The sequence below is a fragment of the Neobacillus drentensis genome (assembly GCF_036965645.1).
GTDB lineage: Bacteria > Bacillota > Bacilli > Bacillales > Cytobacillaceae > Neobacillus > Neobacillus drentensis_D.
Genome location: NZ_JBALPZ010000041.1, coordinates 1 through 18,084 on the forward strand (window position 1 = coordinate 1; position 18,084 = coordinate 18,084).

Consider the following 18,084-nt stretch of genomic DNA (forward strand, 5'->3'; position numbering starts at 1 on the left):
CTCATGAAAAAATCATATTTAAAAAGACATAAATTAATGATAGTAGGCAAAAGTAATAAAGAAATTCTTTAATCATATAGCCATATTCAGAAAATTCTAATGTTAAGTTTTTGTAAATTCAACGTAAATTCTTTCTCTTTCTACATATTTCAGCTAAAATAATTTGGGTGTAAAAGAAAACATTTCTTGTTTAAATTATTGGAGGTATTATCAAATGGCTAAAAAGGTAGATAAATTCTCAGCATTGTTAAGTAAAATATCATCAAATCTTGATGAAAGTGTGGATTTTTTTACTGAATATAAACTAAAAAATATTAGCGATTTAAAAATCTTTTCTGAAAAAATGAAAGAATTTGAATCGAAAGGTGATACCTTCGTTCATGAAGTCATTAAAGAATTAAACGATGCCTTCATCACTCCAATTGAGCGTGAGGATATTCTTCAGCTTGCGATGAGCATGGACGATGTATTAGACGGACTTGAAGCTTGTGCTGCCCTATTTGAAATGTACTCTATTACAGACGCAGATGAGTTTATGTTACAGTTTGTTGAAGCGATTCAAGGCAGTGTTCACGAGATTCAGAAGGCCGTTGAGTTACTATCTAACAAAAAGCTTGCTCAAATTAGAGAACATGCCATTAAGATTAAGGATTTTGAATCAAAATGCGATAATATTTTAAGACAGTCAATTAAACATTTATTCACTGTTGAAAAGGATCCAATTCGAATAATTCAATATAAGGAAATTTACGAAGACCTTGAGGATATTGCAGACTTCTGCCAGACAGTAGCTAATACCCTTGAATCCATTATTATGAAAAATGCATAAGGAGCAAAAAAATGAGTCTTGTACTAATTTTAACAATCTTAATTGTCATTGGCGCCCTTGCATTTGATTTTATTAATGGTTTTCACGATACCGCAAATGCAATCGCCACGTCCGTTTCAACAAAAGCTTTAAAACCTCGTCAAGCCATTATGTTGGCGGCAGTGATGAATTTGGTTGGGGCCCTAACTTTTACTGGGGTCGCTAAAACAGTTTCGAAGGATATTGTTGATCCCTTCACCCTTCATAACGGGTCTGTGGTTATTTTAGCAGCACTGCTTGCTGCAATATTTTGGAATTTGCTGACTTGGTATTATGGGATCCCAAGCAGTTCTTCCCATGCGATTATTGGTTCTATTGCTGGGGCAGCAGTTGCTGCAGAAGGCTTTAATGCATTAAACTACACTGGTTTTATAAAAATTATTGAAGCACTAATTATTTCACCTATTTTAGCTTTCGTAGTAGGATATATTGTCTACAGTATTTTTAAAGTAGCATTTAAAAATTTTAATTTAGCCAAGACGAACAAAAGATTCCGTTATATCCAAATCGCAACGGCCGCTCTACAATCTTATTCACATGGAACAAATGATGCGCAAAAATCAATGGGGATCATTACTTTAGCACTTGTATCCAGCAAATATCTTTCACCAGATGCAGGAATCCCGTTTTGGGTACAAGCTTCCTGTGCCGTTGCAATGGGACTAGGAACTTCCATTGGCGGGTGGAAAATTATCAAAACAGTTGGCGGAAAAATTATGAAGATACGTCCAGTAAATGGAGTTGCTGCGGATTTAACTGGTGCTGCTATTATTTTTGGCGCTACCTATATTCATTTACCGGTTAGTACTACTCATGTCATTTCTTCTGGTATCCTTGGAGTCGGTTCGGCCCATCGTCTAAAGGGCGTTAAATGGGATACAGCACAGCGGATGTTAATTACTTGGGTCATCACCCTTCCCATTACGGCATTGATTGCAGGGATTGTTTACTATATTTTGAATTTATTCTTTTAATCTAACACACTAAACCACCGGGAGCTCAAGCACCGGTGGTTTTTATTTTTTTATTTAGTTTGATTAATCTCTGTGGAACCAAAGGTTTTTTGCATGATTTCATATGAAGTCTTCAATCGTTCATAGAATTCAGGCTGTTCCCATGTTTTCCAGTTATAATAGATAGAATCCTTTTGTTGAAGTTGGCCATTAACTAACTTAGGAATGGTTTGTTCCACACTTTCTTTTGCTGTTGTAACTACTGCAGTTCTAATTCCACTTGTCTTTACACTGCCAGACAGCCCTTGTTTCCAAATATCGCCCATTACTTCTTTTAAGCTGGGATCTTTCACGTTTAATAGCTGCCAGGGAATTCTTCCTTCTATCACCTTTTTATCACTGCTCATACTGATGTCTGTTAGGGAATTAAAATCCTTGCTGGCCGGATCTGCATTACCATATTTTAAAACCCCAGTTTCATAATCCTGAAACGGAATAACCTCTTTAGTTGATGGGATGATTTGTTGCTTATTTAATGCCAGCCTTATGGGATTAAATACCCCATTATCCTTTCTTGAGGTGTACGACTCTTCAGGAATCATTTTCAAAAGTTTTCCATACTGATAATAGAAGGCATCATAGTAACTATCAACCAAAATTCGCGAATCTTTTGGACCTTGGAGCTTTATAAGAAAATCAATGCCGTAATTCGTTTTAACCTTTGTTTGTTTATTAATTGGAATCGTTGTTTGCCCCTGGTTTCCAATCGTATCGAGCAAAAGGTAAATGCCTTCGCTTTTAAAATCAATCGGTCGATTATATTTTAGTAAAAAATACAAGTAGCCGCTGTCAGATGTAAACCGGACTTCCTTTAAATTTTCTTTCGTATTGGATTGATATCCTTTTTTTATTCCGGCTATATCCCAGTCTTCTGCAGCACCATCCACAATAATCGCTGTTTCCTTCTTCCCAGGATCAAATCCAAGCAAACCAAAATGCTGCTCATTCGTTTGCTGATTATCCCAATAAGGACGGCGGTCCGGGTTATCAAAGTCCATTGTGTTCCATGTCCGCTTAAACCATTCATCTTGCCAAGTAAACACAAGTCCGCCCGCATATTTCTCTGATACAATCGATTGATATAAATGCTGATCTATTTGCCCTTGTTCCTCCTCAGAAAGAAATCCCTGATTCATACCGTTAGGATTTTTATGTGTTAATCCTCTTGAAGAAGGTACACCAAATTCCGCAACTAAGATTGGCATATGATGTACAGAACGCAGCTCATTAAGATAGCCTGCGTAATTATTTCTGTTTCCTGCAGTATCCTTATAATCCAGATACTTCTTTTCATAATTGAGAAAATCCGGGTAGTATGGATAGATATGATACGAAGCAAAAAGCCCTGCTTTAAAAGAACCAGACGCCTTTATATGGTTAGGATCAACCGAAACCATATCCTCATTTTCCAATGGTTCAGATGGGTGGCTAAGCAAGTCTGTTGTTACCCAGTTAGTAAAGCTCATCGAATGCTGCCAATGGTATTGCTTTGCCTCATACTCAGCTGCATATTCCATCAATTCAGCCAGCCAAATTTCAAACGGACTGGCATGCGCTGTTTCAAAATAATCACCTTTAAATTGAGCCAATCCGGAATGCCTGGTATTGGTATTCTTCACCATCGACGGGTCCCACTCTGTTCCAATAATGTTGCCGATAACAAATTTGGCAATATTATGTTTATACACACCTGATGCATGGCCTGGCCGTTTGGCTAAATTTGCATTTCCATGAATAATATCAATCATATTCTTTATCTCGAGTTTGGCATCATCCACATTTACTTTAGCAAATGCATCCTGAGTCTTAATCAAATTTTCTTCATTAACCCACGTTCCGTGAAAAAGGAATAAAGGATTCTTAGCGATTTTATTATATTCGTAAAACGCTTCATAAAACTGTGGAGATTGTAAGGTATAAACCCTAATGGCATTGGCATTCATTGCTCCGATTTCTTGAAACCACCGGAAATATTCTTCTTTCGTAATGGCCGTTTCCCCAGGGAAGTAGCCAGGTCTGCCAACCCCCATATTCACTCCCTTAATTAAAAAGTTCTCCCATTTTCCATTCTTTTGGATCTGGATATAAGAATCATTTGTTTCACTATTGGTCTTAATCCCGTTCTGTTCAACCAATTCAACTTTCTTTTGGGGTTCAACCTGCTTTAACCCATTTTTAAGAATATCCTTCATCATGGGGACATACACTGACCAATAAAAAGAATGATTGGATCCGAATGTCTTTTTCCACTTATCTAAGCCTTTTGTCTGGTAAATCCCGGGTACATCTGCTTCATCGGCATAGTCACCTGAAAAATAATAAGTAGAGTATCTTGCATTCTTGTGATAAATGACAGCTGGAAATTGATTAGGTATCCCATAACCCTTCAATTTTTCACTTGCCTCTTTCGTAACCGGCAGCTGATAGTTTGCTAAAATCTCTTTATTATTTTTTGCTTCAATAATATCAAACCAATACTGATACGTTCCATCTATCTTTTTGGAAAAGTGCTTCTCACCTTGATTGGTTACATTAAAAAGGAGTCCTGGATGGTCGATATCATCTTTACCTATTACAACAACAAAATTATTTTTACTAACAAATACAAAGCCTTCTCCATTAAAAGCCCATTTTTCGTGTTGCTTTTGGTAATTTTGTCTCACCCATTCAGGTACCTCTTGACTATTTAAATCAGAAAAATATCTTCCAATCCAGCCAGACCACTCGACATTAAGCAAATTTGATATTTCACCCTTAGCTTGTTCTGAAGTTGGACTAGCAAATGTATTGAATTCAGCAATTAAGGTTTTTGATTTTGATTGAATTAGTGCCTCTTTTATTTGATTAACTTCATTTAGTGTTATGCCGCCATATATCTTGGCTGATTTTTTTCCAGCAGTATTTTGGCCATAAAATTCCTTCTCATAAACTCCGTATTGATCTGTCAAATAGAATACATCGTATTTTGCTAAATCCTTTGGGAGTGGGACAATCGTATATTGTTGATTTCCCTTCGGTGCAAATCCTTTATAATCATTTTTTACTGAATAGGGTTGTTTCCCGTCCTTAAAATACTTGGCATTGTTTAACACCCAAACCAATCCCTTATGCTCTCGGTAAGTTGTATTCGGAACAGTTTTGTCGACAATTAACACATTCAATTTTTTCTGCGGCTGTAATTTCCATAACCAAAATGGACTTGTCACCATAACCAGAAAAAGCAGCGCGTAAAAAAATAGGTAGATTGATTTTTTCATTTTGAAACACCTTTTCTTTTCATTTCTCCCCAGCTGGTATCTCCCTTTATTGTTTGCCAGATTCCCTCACAACGCCATAACACAGTCATAGGCCGATACCAGATCGTTTCGGTTAACGAATAAAGAAAAAGCTTGAGAATATCTGTAACCTTTGGATATTTGGTTAAACTCCACTCCTCTAAAAGGACGGCAGCCATTGAAAAAATCGACCCGTACAAACTTGAAAGTAAAAATAGTAAAATGGAAAATTCAATGTAAGTTCCACCTAATAACAAGCATAATATCATAAAAATATAGCCTGAGAGCTCAATAACTGGGCCGAAAAACTCTACAATCCAGAAATAAGGAAATGCTAGCAGACCAATCGACCCGTATTTAGGATTAAAGGTTAATTTACGATGGGTCCATAAACTTTCAAATAGGCCCCTATGCCATCTTCTGCGCTGCCTTCGTAAAAATGTCATATCCTCTGGTACTTCTGTCCAACAAACAGGATCGGGGACGTAAACAATCTTCTTTTTCAGACCCTTTTCTTTTAATAAACGATGTATTCGCACCACAAGTTCCATATCTTCCCCAACTGTATCGGTTCGATAGCCTCCTGCGGCAATTACCCAATGCTTTGAAAAAACACCAAAGGCACCTGAAATAATAAGGAGGAGATTGTGTCTGCTTAGACCAATTCTCCCCATTAAGAATGCTCGTAAGTATTCGATTATCTGCATCACTACCAATGGCTTATTGGAAAGACCAACACTTTGAAGGTGACCATTTTGAATTTCACAGCCATTGGCAATCCTTACACTGCCCCCCGAAGCAATTACTTCTTCAGCTGAGTCTACAATAGGCTTCATAACCTTTAAAAAAGCATCTTCTTCAAGTACCGAATCACCATCCAAAGAGCAAAAATAAGGATAATGTGAGAAGTTAAGTCCGACATTAAGGGCATCTGCTTTTCCACCGTTTTCCTTGTCAATTAGAAAAAGGTTGGAAAGAATGGAAGATTGATATATCTTTTTGATCGGTTTAGTATTCACTTGAATTCTAACCGCTTTTTTGATTTCCTTCATATCATAGAATTCAATCATTTTATCGAGGGTGTGGTCCTTGGACCCATCATTAACTACAATAACCTCAAAGCTTGGATAGTTTATACTTAATAATGATCGTACACTCTGAATAATGCCTGCTTCTTCATTATAAGCAGGCACAATAATTGAAACCGGCTTGGTATATATTTCGTCTACATAATCTTCATAAGCTTGTGTTCGATCTAGCTGGTATTCCTTTCGAAGTTGGAAAAACGAGATGATAAGAATGGCTGAATAAAAAACAATAACAATGACCATATACACGGCAATAAACCAGGCAAAAGCCGTAACGATATCTCCCCAATGAATAAATGGCATCCGTCTAAACTCCTTTATGCAGCCATTCCCAGGCCATATCTTTTGCAAATGTATCTTTTGATGATTCTAATACTGTCCGAAGGATCTCTTTACCATGGGTATATTGACTGATGGCCTGTCCAGCCTGTGAACGAACCCACCATGTCCGGTCATGCAATAACTCAATTAACCTCGGTATTGCTTTTTCTTCTTTCAATGCACCAATTAATTTAATTGCAACCATTCGTTCTTCCCATTTATCTGAATAGAGAAGTTCTAAATAAGGAGCACTATTCTTCACATATCCAATTTCAGCCAATGCTTTTAAGGCCCTTAACCTTATTTCTCCGGAATAGCTTGAGAAAACTTTCTCTAAGAAATGGTTATAGCTGACCTCTCGCTTACTTGCAATTACATCCATAATTGCTTTTTGAAGCGGCAAGTCTGCTTGATGAAAATGGAGAATATATTGTTCAAATTTGTTCTGCTCTAAAGGCATTAGGATATGACGATAATCAAATTCAGTTAAGTCCTGATATTTAGTTGTCAATAGGTCAAAAAGCTGAGGAAATTGAAATAAAGATAATATTCTCAAGATATGAATCAGTTCTTGGTGTGAAAGTCGTTTCCTGTTTAATAACCTGAAAACATCATCCAAAAGATTTATCATATTAAAATCTTCTATATGATATAGTGTATTCATTCTAGTACTCCACTTATGGTTCAGAAGCTGTTTACGATAATAATCCGTTAAGTACATGGATGCTAGTTTGGATAAACGGTCTTTCTCCTCTTTCCCTTCAATTATCTTTGTATACCTGCTTAAAAGTTGTTCCAGAGCCTTTTGTTGAAGAACATTTTTGGGGTTTAGTTTCCTTGCCATGCTGCCCTCAATTAAGATGGAAGATATTAGGGGGTTATGAATTTTATGGTAAAGTTCGATAGTTTTCCTTTTTCGAATTTCAATTGTTTTTCTAATGGTTAAGTACCCAAGCAAAATCACAAGGATCCCCATTAAAGATACTGTTAAAATGGAGAGGAACAGCAATTCATCTGTTAACAAATCATTTCATCCTTTTAATTAACCTTTGTATTCTAGCCTGCAGCTCCTTTATGCTGAAAGGTTTAGTGACATAATCATCAGCACCAAGTGCTAGGGCCCTTTCAATATCGGCTTCACTTTTTCTACCAGTCAGCATAAGAACATAGATATTATGGCTATGTTTTATCTCTTTAACCTTTTGTAATACTTCAATACCATCCATTATCGGCATTACACCGTCGATTATTAAAAAATGGTCCCCCTTTTCCTCTAATCTATTTGATTTAAAAAACTGTAATCCATCTCCGAACTCCTCAAAGTTTACATCAAAATTGGAAAAGTCCATTACTTTTAGAATTCGCATCAGCATGGTTCGGATAATCGGATCATCATCAATGATAGAAACAAATAAATTCCTGTTGGTGAATTCTGTCGAATTATTTAAGACCTCTACATGTTCCTTGCTCTCTGCTTTTGCAGCATCTAATGCTTGTTCCACTAATTCCTTTCTTTTCAAAAGGCGATCAATTCGAACAGTCAATTCTTCTAAATCGATAGGTTTTTCAATAAAACCGTCAACACCTCGCTTGTAGGCATTTATTCTTGTCTCACGGTCATTCTGCCAACTAAGTATTATTTTCGGTATAAAGTTTTGCTGGGTATGCTGCTCAATGCTTTCCAAAAATTCGAGTCCACTTCTAGAATCATTTAAATCGATAATCACACAATCAGGAGTTAATTGGTTGTATTGTGAAATCGCCATTACAGGGTCTGTATTTACAACTGCCCGCCACCCTTTCTCCTCTATAGTGTCTTTGAGCAGTATAAGCATTGAAATATCATCATCAATGATTTGTATGATTGGAACATTTATATTATTTGGGCCTTCCTTAAATGTAAAGGCTGTCGTATCTAAAAAACTATCATAGTCATTTGTAAAATGAATTATAGGATTTAAAAACCTTCGCAATTCTTCGTTATTCCAACTTTTCTCCTCACCTCCGTTAATCTGGCCCATTAATTGTCCCGATAGGTGATGAAAACCCTCTAACTGCAACCACGCTGCATTTCCGTTTAGAGAGTGAAGAAAACTGTAAACCTCTGAATTGCCGATGGGAGCTTCTGATTCAAACCACTTAGAAAGCTGATTTTTTATCTTCTGAATAAGTAAATTCTTAGATTTGTTTAAGTCCATTAACTGCCTGCACCTCAATTTATTCTTGAGAAAATAATCGCTATCAATAAACCTTGTTGTTATAAGTTTGTGTTTAACTAGAGTGTATTATGAATCGATAAGAAATACTACAATAAAAGTCGAAAAACGTCGATTTTTTAAAAAAATAATAAAGTTCCTTATATTAAGGAAAATCGGACGTAAAAAAGGATCCCTATATGGAATCCAACATAATATCATCCTAAATTTTTTACCTTGTTTGAGCAGCTCTCCATGGCAGCAATAATTGCTCCTCGGAACTGTTCCCTTTCAAGTGTTGCCACTGCCTCAATTGTGACGCCTCCGGGTGTACATACTTGGTCTTTCAGCTCTCCAGGGTGTCTGCCTGTTTCAAGAACCATCTTGGCAGCTCCAAGTACAGCTTGTGCCGCCAGTCGATAAGCCTTATCTCTAGGAATACCTTGAAGTACTCCACCATCTGCCATTGCTTCTATTAACATATACACATAGGCCGGTGACGAACCACTGATAGATGGTACCGCATCCATTAGTTTCTCATCCAAACGCTCCGTTTGGCCAAAGCAGTGAAACAATTGTTCTACCGCCATAAGCTCTTCCTCAGTTATTTTTTTATTTGGACAGAGGGCAGTCATTCCTTCCCCCACTAACGAAGGGGTATTTGGCATGGTCCGTACAGATTTAACCGGTAATCCAAATATACGTTCAACGTCCGCTAAGGATATCCCCGCTGCAATCGTAACAATAATGGTATCTTGATTGATTACACTTTTTATTTCTCCGATAATATCTTCATGCTGATCAGGTTTCACTGCTAGGATAAGTATGTCGGCAAACCTTGCCACATCCTTGTTGCTTAATGATCCACGAATACCATATCTTTCAGATACTGCCTTAAGCGTCCTTTCAGTTGCAGCACTAGCCATGATGTCTTGAGTGTTTAGGCCAGCTTTTATAATTCCACCAATCATAGCTTGAGCCATCTTTCCTGCCCCTATGAAACCAATCTTTTTTACCATAATTCTCATTCCTTAATTTTTCATATTTTACATAAAAAAAGAGAAGATATTCCACAGAAATAGCTTCTCTATAATTTATTTGGCCATTAGCTAAAGATTAATGCTGTACTAACTTCATGATCCATTCTAAAACAACACCGCCAAAATACACACCGAATACGCCTACCACAGCAGAAAATACGGGTGGTGCTGGTAAAGGTAATTTTAAGAACCTAAATAACATTCCTACAATTAAACCAGCTATTAAGGCCATTAGGACTTCTCTCATCAAGTTACCCTCACATTATTAATTAATAATTGGAATTTGAACGTTCTCCATTAGCAATTGAAACACCAGAACTTGCACCAATTCGGGTAGCGCCTGCTTCCACCATTGCTAATGCATCTTCACGGCTTCTAACTCCTCCAGAAGCTTTTACCCCTATTTCAGGCCCAACTGTTTGGCGCATTAAACGGATATCCTGGACGGTTGCTCCACCTGTTGAGAATCCAGTAGATGTTTTAACAAAATCAGCCCCAGCTTTAACTGCAAGTTCACAAGCTCTAACCTTTTCTTCATCAGTCAGTAAGCATGTTTCAATAATTACTTTAACGAGTGCTTTACCCTTTGCCGCCTCAACGACCGCACGGATATCTTTTTCAACGATATCATCTTGTTGATCCTTTAGAGCAGCAATGTTGATGACCATATCCACTTCATCAGCACCGTTTTCAATCGCATTTTTTGTTTCAAAAGCCTTTGTTTCTGATGTTGATGCTCCTAACGGAAAGCCAATGACCGTACATACCTTTACCTCTGGAGTGTCAGCAAGCTGTTCAGCTGCTGTTTTAACCCATGTTGGGTTAACACAAACAGAAGCAAATAAATATTCTTTCGCTTCATTAATAATTTTATTGATTTCTTCTCGAGTTGCATCCGCTTTTAATAATGTATGGTCAATCATTTTGACAATATTTTGAGTCATCTTTAATTTCCCCCTGATATTTTAAGTTATACAAATTAGAGTCTTTTTCAACAACATAACTATATCAAACAACATGAACATTTGTAAATATCAATATGAACAAATGTAAAATACACATGCATAAATTGCTGCTATTTATCAAGCAAGAATTTAGCCGTATACTGATCCGTAATTAGAACATTTGCATATTTACCGATTAAAGCACCATAAATTCCATTTATTTTATTTGGTCCACCAGCAACAACTATTGAATATTCTTTCTTACTTAGATCATCAAGATTCACACCCAAGGTCCTCTCATTTAAGCTATCATTGCAAATTTGTCCATCCTTATTAAAGAATCTCGAACAAATATCACCAACTGCTGTACCATATAGCGATTCCAAATCACTATCCGTAAAATACCCTAATTGAAACAGTAAAGAGTCTGTCTTAATTGACCCTATTGTAAACATGGAAATATTTGCCTGTTTCCCCATATCTAAAATTCTTCGGATATGGCGGTCTGCTTCCATTGCCTGTTTTACAACAACGTGATCAACGATGGCGGGCAAGGGGAGATTCAAAGGAGTCGTATTGTAGGCTTTTCCAAAAAGGTACAGAATTTCAGAAGCATATGTATTCGTTTCCGCATGACTAACCCCGCCCTTTAATTGAACTACCTTGACGTTTTTTACAAACTTCTGTCTTAGTTCGATTGCAATATGATAGAGTGTCGTCCCCCATGTAACTCCAATAATGTCGTCATCTTTTACAATACTGTCCAAAAAATTTGCGGCCGTTTCACCAAGGTAATTTTTTATAATATGATCTTCATATTGCGGTATAGATGCGACAATCACCTTTTTTAAATGGTACTTTTCTTCTAGTTGGGCGGCTAAATTTTCAACATTTTCGGTTGGATCCATTATGGAAATTCTGACAATGCCCTCACTCTTTGCCTGTTGTAACATACGTGAGACAGTCGGACGTGAGACACCCAACTTTTTAGCTATTTCATTTTGGTTATAATCCAATAAATAATATAACTTTGCTGCTTCAATAACTTTGTTTAATTTTTCTTGTTCCAAATATATCACCTATAAAGTTGATTTTCTTTATTGTACCAAATATTAACTGTGTCATTCACATATCTTTGACATATGTTACATCAATTTTGAACGTTTTTTCACTCGATTTCTAAGTGAATTTTCAGCCAGAATTAGGGAAACATTACGAAGGCGAAGAGCCTGATTAATCCTTATGAAACAAAATAAGGAAATAGTTTCGTTAAAGGAGGCCATATATGCAAAAATTAGGGGGCTCTATCTACAGAAATCGTAAATGGGTACTGCTCATTTGGATAGCGGCTATTCTTTTTTTCGGCCTTTTTGCCCTTAAATTACCGACGGTCTTAAGCGGAAATGGCTTTGAATACAAGGGTGAATATAACCAAACAAGAAAACTCCTGGAAAAAAAATTTGAACAACCCAATTCTTCGATTATCCTGTTTTTTGAAAGAGAAAAGACAATTAGTGATAAAGACTTTAAACAGTTTATCCAGGATACATTTAAAAGGCTTAGTAACTTTGACTCCGCAAGAGAAATAATCTCTCCTATTGACAGAAAGGGAATGGTTAAAAACTATTACGCCTATGGACTGCTTACTTTTGATAAAAAAGCTGAGAGCCTTGGAGAGGAAATCTCAAAATTAAATAATACGCTTAAAAACCAGCATGGTTTAAAGGTCACCATGACTGGAGAACCCATCATTGTTCAGGACTTAAATGTTGCCAGTCAAGAAGATTTAGCAAAAGCCGAGATGATTGGTTTGCCCATCGCTTTAGTAGTGCTTATCCTTGCATTTGGGGGGCTTATCGCCGCCGCCCTTCCAATTGTTATTGGAGTGGTTTCCATTTTAATCACGATGGGCACTGTTTACTTTTTTAGTTATCGTGTTGATTTAACAATCTTTATTCTAAACATTGTACCAATGATCGGTCTTGCTTTAAGTATTGATTTTGCTTTATTGTTCATTAATCGCTATAAGGAAGAGGTGCAACAAAAATCAGTTGAGGAGGCTATTGAAATCACTGTTAGAACTGCAGGACGGTCGATTATCTTCTCGGGACTTTGTGTTTTCATTGGCCTCTCAGGGCTCTGGTTTATTAAGATTGATATCTTTCAAAATGTTGCTCTTGGGGGGATGCTCGTCGTCCTTATTTCTGTGTTTTCAGCATTAACCTTTCTTCCAGCGTTACTTGCACTTTTAGGTAAGAATATAAATAAACTTAGTGTGATTAGGGTTACCGAGCAGAAGAATAGCATTTGGTATCGTTTTGCCCAAAATGTGATGAATCATCCAATAATCATGGCAATTCTTGCTCTCGCGATCCTTTTAGCAGGGCTTATTCCAGTTAAACAAATGATTTTGGCCATTCCCGGTACAGATTCTCTCCCGGCCAATTACCCATCACGGGTTGCATTGGAAAAATTTCAGGAGCAATTTATTACAAAAGAGAAACGAGACGAAAAGAAAGTAACCATAGTCCTGCAAACAAATGGACCTGTTATGGAAAGAAAAAATTTTAATAAAATAAGCACCATTATTCATAGGATTGAAAAGGATAAACTCGTTAATATCGTTAATTCCCCTTATTCTGCAGCAGGTATAAGGGACGAGGAACAGCTATATCATTTTCTCCAGCACGGGGACATATCATTGCTTTCTCCAATAAAGGATTACTTCATCAGAAATGATAGTATACTTATAGAGGTTTATTTAAATACAGAGAAGCATTCTGCAAAAGCAAGAGATTGGGTAGACGATTGGTCACATAAAAATCTTGGTGTTCAATCCTTTTTTGGCGGCCCGATCAAATTTGAACAAGAGATATTTGCTGAAATTTATCAAAAGGCCCCCTATGGATTATTGCTAATTGTAATGTCAACCCTAGTGATATTAATGGCTGCGTTTCGTTCCATTTTAATTCCTCTCAAGGCTATTTTAATGAATGTATTGAGCTTAAGTTGTACTTTTGGGATTATTGTTTGGATTTTCCAGCAGGGACATTTTGGAATTAAACCTGTTGATGTTGCCTTAATCTTACCTGTATTTGTATTTACCTTAGTCTTTGGACTTTCGATGGACTATGAGGTTTTCTTGATTTCAAGGATACAGGAATTTTATCTCCAGACCGGTGACAATACCTTAGCCACTATTTCCGGGTTAACCTTTACTAGCAAAATCATCACTTCAGCTGCAGCCATCATGATTGTTGTTACCGGGGCTTTTGCTTTTACAGGAGTCATGCCCGTAAAACAGCTTGGAGTAGGAATAGCAATTGCCATTTTTATTGATGCCACTATTGTCAGAATGGTTTTAGTTCCAGCTCTAATGAGGCTGTTGGGTGATTGGAATTGGTGGCTCTTTGGCTATCATTTTAAGCGTCAGCAGCAATGAAGCAAAAAGCCAGCCTAACACGGGCTGGTTTTTATTTCGATTAAATATTTTTCGTTAAATTACTTCCTATTACTTCAAGTATGTAAGCCGCTTAACAAGGATAATTTTAAAAGAAAAACCTATACTAAGATTACTCTGTACATATGACTGTAGGAGGTAATCTTATTGAAAAAAAGAATGATATCTTTACTTTCTCTTCTCATTTTTTTCTTTACTTTTACATTTAATACCTTTGCAGCCGAGCCAGGAACATCTAGTCAGGTGGATCTGCGGATATTAGAAACGACTGATATCCATGCGGATTTAATAAATTATGATTACTATCAAACAAAAATAGACAATCGAATTGGTCTGGTTAAAACGGCAACTCTTATACGGGAAGCACGCAAAGAAAGTAAAAACACTTTGTTGTTTGATGATGGAGATCATTTAAAAGGGAATCCACTCGGCGAGTATTTGTCCAGAATCAAAGGAATGCATAAAGGAAAAACACATCCGGTATACCGGGCATTTAATTATTTAAACTATGATGCAATTGCAATTGGAAATCATGAATTTAACTACGGATTAGCTTTTTTAAAAACTGCCTTAAAAGGGGCAAAGATGCCTGTCCTTAATGCAAATGTGTTTTCAGTAAAAACAAATAAACCATACTTTAAACCATATACCATTTTAAAAAGGAAATTAGTCGACCAAAGCGGCAAACCACATGAACTCAAAATTGGTGTTATTTCCGTGATGCCTACCCATATAATGAAGTGGGACAAAGCCAATCTTGAAGGTAAAGTGTTTGCAAAACCCATGGTTGAAACAGCTAAGGAGTTTGTTCCAATTATAAAAGCAGAAGGGGCCGATATTATTATCGCTCTAGCCCATACAGGGATTAGTAGTGAACCCTATCATGCTGATACGGAAAACGGTGTTTATTACTTAACTCAAATCCCTGAAATTGATGTAGTTCTGGCAGGTCATTCACATAGCGTATTCCCAGGTTCCGTCTATCAAAATCTTCCAAATACAAATTTGGAGACAGGCGAGATTAACGGAAAACCAGTTGTAATGGCTGCAGCCTTTGGAAGCAGACTCGGAATCATTGATCTTAAATTAAGCAATTCTAACGGAAAATGGCAGATCGTTGCGCAAAAATCATATACAAGACCAATTGCCGACGATAATGGAAAACCTTTAGTCAAAACAGATATAGGATTGTATAGACTAGTCAAAGAGGAACATGAGGAGATGGTTGATTTTATTAGAAAATTAGGTTTATAAAATCCTTAGAACTTTAGAAAAAGCCTATTAATCAGAGAACTTGGATGAATTAGCCCCTTTACATCCCCTGTATAGTTTAATAAAATTAACATATAATACATATGTGGATTTTGTGGTGGAGTCTGTCAAAACAGGCTCCTTTTTTGCATTTTTCAATGAATGTAAAAAACAGAGGGAGAAGTGGTTTATACATGTCAACACAAGCAATTATAGCCATAGGAGTATTTTTGATTACTTATGCCTTTATCGTCACTGAAAAGATACATCGCACGATTATCGCAATGGCCGGTGGAATTATGATGGTCCTTTTAGGGATAGTTGGTCAAGAAAAGGCCTTACATCACATAGATTTTAATACACTTGGACTCTTAACGGGGATGATGATCATTGTTGCCATAACATCTGAGACAGGATTATTCAAGTATATCGCCATTTGGGCAGCTAAAAAGGTGAAGGGCGATCCGTTGAAGATTTTACTTACGCTTGGGGTCATTACGGCATTAGGCTCCGCTTTTTTAGATAATGTCACTACGGTCCTGCTTATGGTTCCTGTTACATTTAGTATAACAAGGCAGTTACGGGTTAATCCGATTCCGTTCTTAATTACAGAGGTTATTGCTTCCAACATCGGCGGAACATCTACCTTGATTGGTGACCCGCCGAATATTATGCTGGGAAGCGCTGTGAAAGAACTAACATTCATGGCATTTATCAACAACCTAACTGCCATTTCTTTTTTCATTTTATTTGTTAACGTTGGTATTCTAGCCTTTATTTATCGTAAACAGCTTCGAACATCGCCAGAATTGAAATCCAGCTTAATGGACTTAGACGAAAAGGAAGAAATTACGGATAAAAAACTTTTAATTAAGTCATTAACCGCACTGATAGTAACCATTTTGGGATTTTTCCTTCATCAATTGCTTCAGATTGAATCCGCAACGGTTGCATTAGCAGGTGCCTTTCTTTTACTTCTATTAACTGGAGAAGAGTATTTGGATAAATCTTTTTCAAAGGTAGAGTGGACAACCATTTTCTTCTTTATCGGGTTATTTGTCCTAGTCTCGGGATTGATTGAAACAGGGGTCATTTCTTTACTAGCAGATTTTTCCGTTCATTTGACTGGCGGTGATGTGGCATCCACCTCGATTCTAATTCTTTGGGTTAGTGCGATTGCCTCTGCCTTTATTGATAACATTCCATTCGTAGCGACGATGATTCCGATGATCAAGGATATGGGAGAATTGGGCATTCAAAATTTGGAACCACTCTGGTGGAGCCTGTCTCTGGGAGCATGTCTTGGGGGGAATGGTACATTGATCGGTGCAAGTGCCAATGTAATTGTAGCCGGTCTCGCCGCAAAGGAAGGATACCCTATTTCGTTCGGCAAGTTTCTTCTCATCGCTTTTCCATTAATGATCCTTTCTATTGTGATTTGTACAGTTTACATATATTTAAGATACCTAATATAGGGGGCAAGCTCAGGTGAAAGTCGAGTATACGTATGACAAAAGCTTAATCGAACTGAATGAAACAGCAAACGGCAATGATATTGAATTTTCTATTACGTTATTTGATAACGAGTTAAAGAACAAACTTATGAAAGTCCGGCAATATTTTGATGCTAATAGAGTTTTAACCGATATCCATTATTACATACATCCAAATAATCACTATCAAGTGATAGTGAGGAATGATTTTTATAATGAATTTATCATTCAATTATTTAGTCAGCAACTATTAAAAGAAATCAAATGGGCTTAAAGAAAGCAACAAGTCTGTTGATTGGCGCTCCAGGCACTTCGCTTTCCGCGGGCGTGCCGGGGAGCCTCCTCGGCGCTGAAGCGCCTGCGGGGTCTCCCCTGCCCCTTACTCCCGCAGGAGTCTTCGTGCCTTCCACGCCAATCAACAGAGTGTTTTGAATAAAGACACTCACTTAATAGATAATAGATTCTGACATAAGAAAAACTGCCACAAATATGGCAGCTTTTCTTTTAATTACCGATTATTACTCGGAGTACATTTGGATGTTGTTTAAAGGTTTTTGTTCCAGCTCCATAGCCAATTGAAGATATTTTCATTGAAGGAATTGGCCCAAATTCCTCAGCGAGTACTGCAATAATGGCCGCTCCAGTTGGTGTTGTTAACTCTGCCCTTATGTCTGACTGCTCTAATGGTACACCTTTTAAGATTTCAAGTGTTGCAGGGGCAGGTACTGGATATATACCGTGGTCAATAGAGATTCTTCCTGTCCCCACTGGGATGGGTGATGACTGGATCACGTCTACCTCTAGCTGATGAATTAATATGGCTGCACCTATAATGTCAATAATTGAATCTACCGCGCCAACTTCATGGAAATGAACCTTTTCTAATGGAATCCCGTGGATATGCCCTTCTGCCTCTCCAATTCTTTTAAATATCTTTAGTGCTGTTTCTTTGACCTGTTTAGAAAAATCAGCAGCTTCAATTAGCTCAACAATATCCTTATAAGCACGATGTTCATGATGATGGTGGCCATGACCATGATCGTGTATGTGCTGGTGGTCGTGATTATGACTGTGTTCATGATCATGACTGTGTTCGTGAGCATGACCATGTTCGTGGTCATGACTATGTTCGTGGT

Annotated in this window: 15 protein-coding genes; 6 read left to right on the forward strand and 9 right to left on the reverse strand. The window is 37.2% G+C overall.

The features are described from left to right. Positions 1-214: 214 nt before the first annotated feature. Both V7266_RS07880 and V7266_RS07885 read left to right on the forward strand, forming a co-directional pair. The gene (locus tag V7266_RS07880; RefSeq protein WP_335467293.1) at positions 215-829 is read left to right on the forward strand and encodes a DUF47 domain-containing protein; all 615 of its coding nucleotides are present in this window, start codon (positions 215-217) and stop codon (positions 827-829) included. 11 nt (positions 830-840) lie between these two features. Next, on the forward strand, positions 841-1,842 hold the full coding sequence (locus V7266_RS07885) for an inorganic phosphate transporter (protein WP_335467295.1): 1,002 nt from the start codon (positions 841-843) through the stop codon (positions 1,840-1,842). A gap of 50 nt (positions 1,843-1,892) precedes the next feature. Here V7266_RS07885 and V7266_RS07890 read toward each other — a convergent pair whose 3' ends face one another. The 8 genes from V7266_RS07890 to V7266_RS07925 form a co-directional block, all read right to left on the reverse strand. Further along, on the reverse strand, positions 1,893-5,138 hold the full coding sequence (locus V7266_RS07890; protein ID WP_335467297.1) for a hypothetical protein: 3,246 nt from the start codon (positions 5,136-5,138) through the stop codon (positions 1,893-1,895). Continuing rightward, complete coding sequence (locus V7266_RS07895; RefSeq protein ID WP_335467299.1) at positions 5,135-6,547, reverse strand: glycosyltransferase family 2 protein; 1,413 nt, start codon at positions 6,545-6,547, stop codon at positions 5,135-5,137. The genes V7266_RS07890 and V7266_RS07895 overlap by 4 nt, the downstream gene beginning before the upstream one ends. A gap of 4 nt (positions 6,548-6,551) precedes the next feature. Beyond that, positions 6,552-7,589 carry a HEAT repeat domain-containing protein gene (locus V7266_RS07900; RefSeq protein WP_335467301.1) on the reverse strand — a complete coding sequence of 346 codons (1,038 nt, stop codon included), beginning with the start codon at positions 7,587-7,589 and terminating at the stop codon, positions 6,552-6,554. A gap of 1 nt (position 7,590) precedes the next feature. Continuing rightward, the gene (locus tag V7266_RS07905) at positions 7,591-8,763 is read right to left on the reverse strand and encodes a response regulator (RefSeq protein WP_335467303.1); all 1,173 of its coding nucleotides are present in this window, start codon (positions 8,761-8,763) and stop codon (positions 7,591-7,593) included. Positions 8,764-8,978: 215 nt separating this feature from the next. Next, a complete protein-coding gene (proC, locus tag V7266_RS07910) occupies positions 8,979-9,779 on the reverse strand; it encodes a pyrroline-5-carboxylate reductase (RefSeq protein WP_335467304.1) in 801 nt (266 codons plus the stop codon). Between the two features lie 97 nt (positions 9,780-9,876). Further along, positions 9,877-10,047: a DUF1427 family protein gene (locus V7266_RS07915; protein WP_335467306.1), complete on the reverse strand. Its 171-nt coding sequence runs from the start codon at positions 10,045-10,047 to the stop codon at positions 9,877-9,879. Positions 10,048-10,069: 22 nt separating this feature from the next. Continuing rightward, positions 10,070-10,744 carry a deoxyribose-phosphate aldolase gene (deoC, locus tag V7266_RS07920; protein ID WP_335467308.1) on the reverse strand — a complete coding sequence of 225 codons (675 nt, stop codon included), beginning with the start codon at positions 10,742-10,744 and terminating at the stop codon, positions 10,070-10,072. Between the two features lie 131 nt (positions 10,745-10,875). After that, entirely contained in the window at positions 10,876-11,814 is a 939-nt protein-coding gene (locus V7266_RS07925) for a sugar-binding transcriptional regulator (protein ID WP_335467310.1), read from the reverse strand. A 215-nt stretch (positions 11,815-12,029) separates the two neighbouring features. Between V7266_RS07925 and V7266_RS07930 the strand changes: the two genes are divergently transcribed. The 4 genes from V7266_RS07930 (at position 12,030) to V7266_RS07945 (ending at position 17,222) form a co-directional block, all read left to right on the forward strand. Then, complete coding sequence (locus V7266_RS07930) at positions 12,030-14,186, forward strand: MMPL family transporter (RefSeq protein ID WP_335467312.1); 2,157 nt, start codon at positions 12,030-12,032, stop codon at positions 14,184-14,186. A 165-nt stretch (positions 14,187-14,351) separates the two neighbouring features. Next, complete coding sequence (locus V7266_RS07935) at positions 14,352-15,458, forward strand: metallophosphoesterase (protein ID WP_335467314.1); 1,107 nt, start codon at positions 14,352-14,354, stop codon at positions 15,456-15,458. Between the two features lie 191 nt (positions 15,459-15,649). Continuing rightward, positions 15,650-16,930, forward strand: coding sequence for an ArsB/NhaD family transporter (locus V7266_RS07940; protein ID WP_335467316.1), 1,281 nt, complete (start codon positions 15,650-15,652; stop codon positions 16,928-16,930). A gap of 13 nt (positions 16,931-16,943) precedes the next feature. Further along, a complete protein-coding gene (locus V7266_RS07945; protein WP_335467318.1) occupies positions 16,944-17,222 on the forward strand; it encodes a hypothetical protein in 279 nt (92 codons plus the stop codon). A gap of 230 nt (positions 17,223-17,452) precedes the next feature. Here the strand turns inward: V7266_RS07945 and V7266_RS07950 are convergent. Beyond that, positions 17,453-18,084: LarC family nickel insertion protein (locus tag V7266_RS07950; protein WP_335467319.1), on the reverse strand; the 632-nt coding region annotated here is incomplete at its 5' end.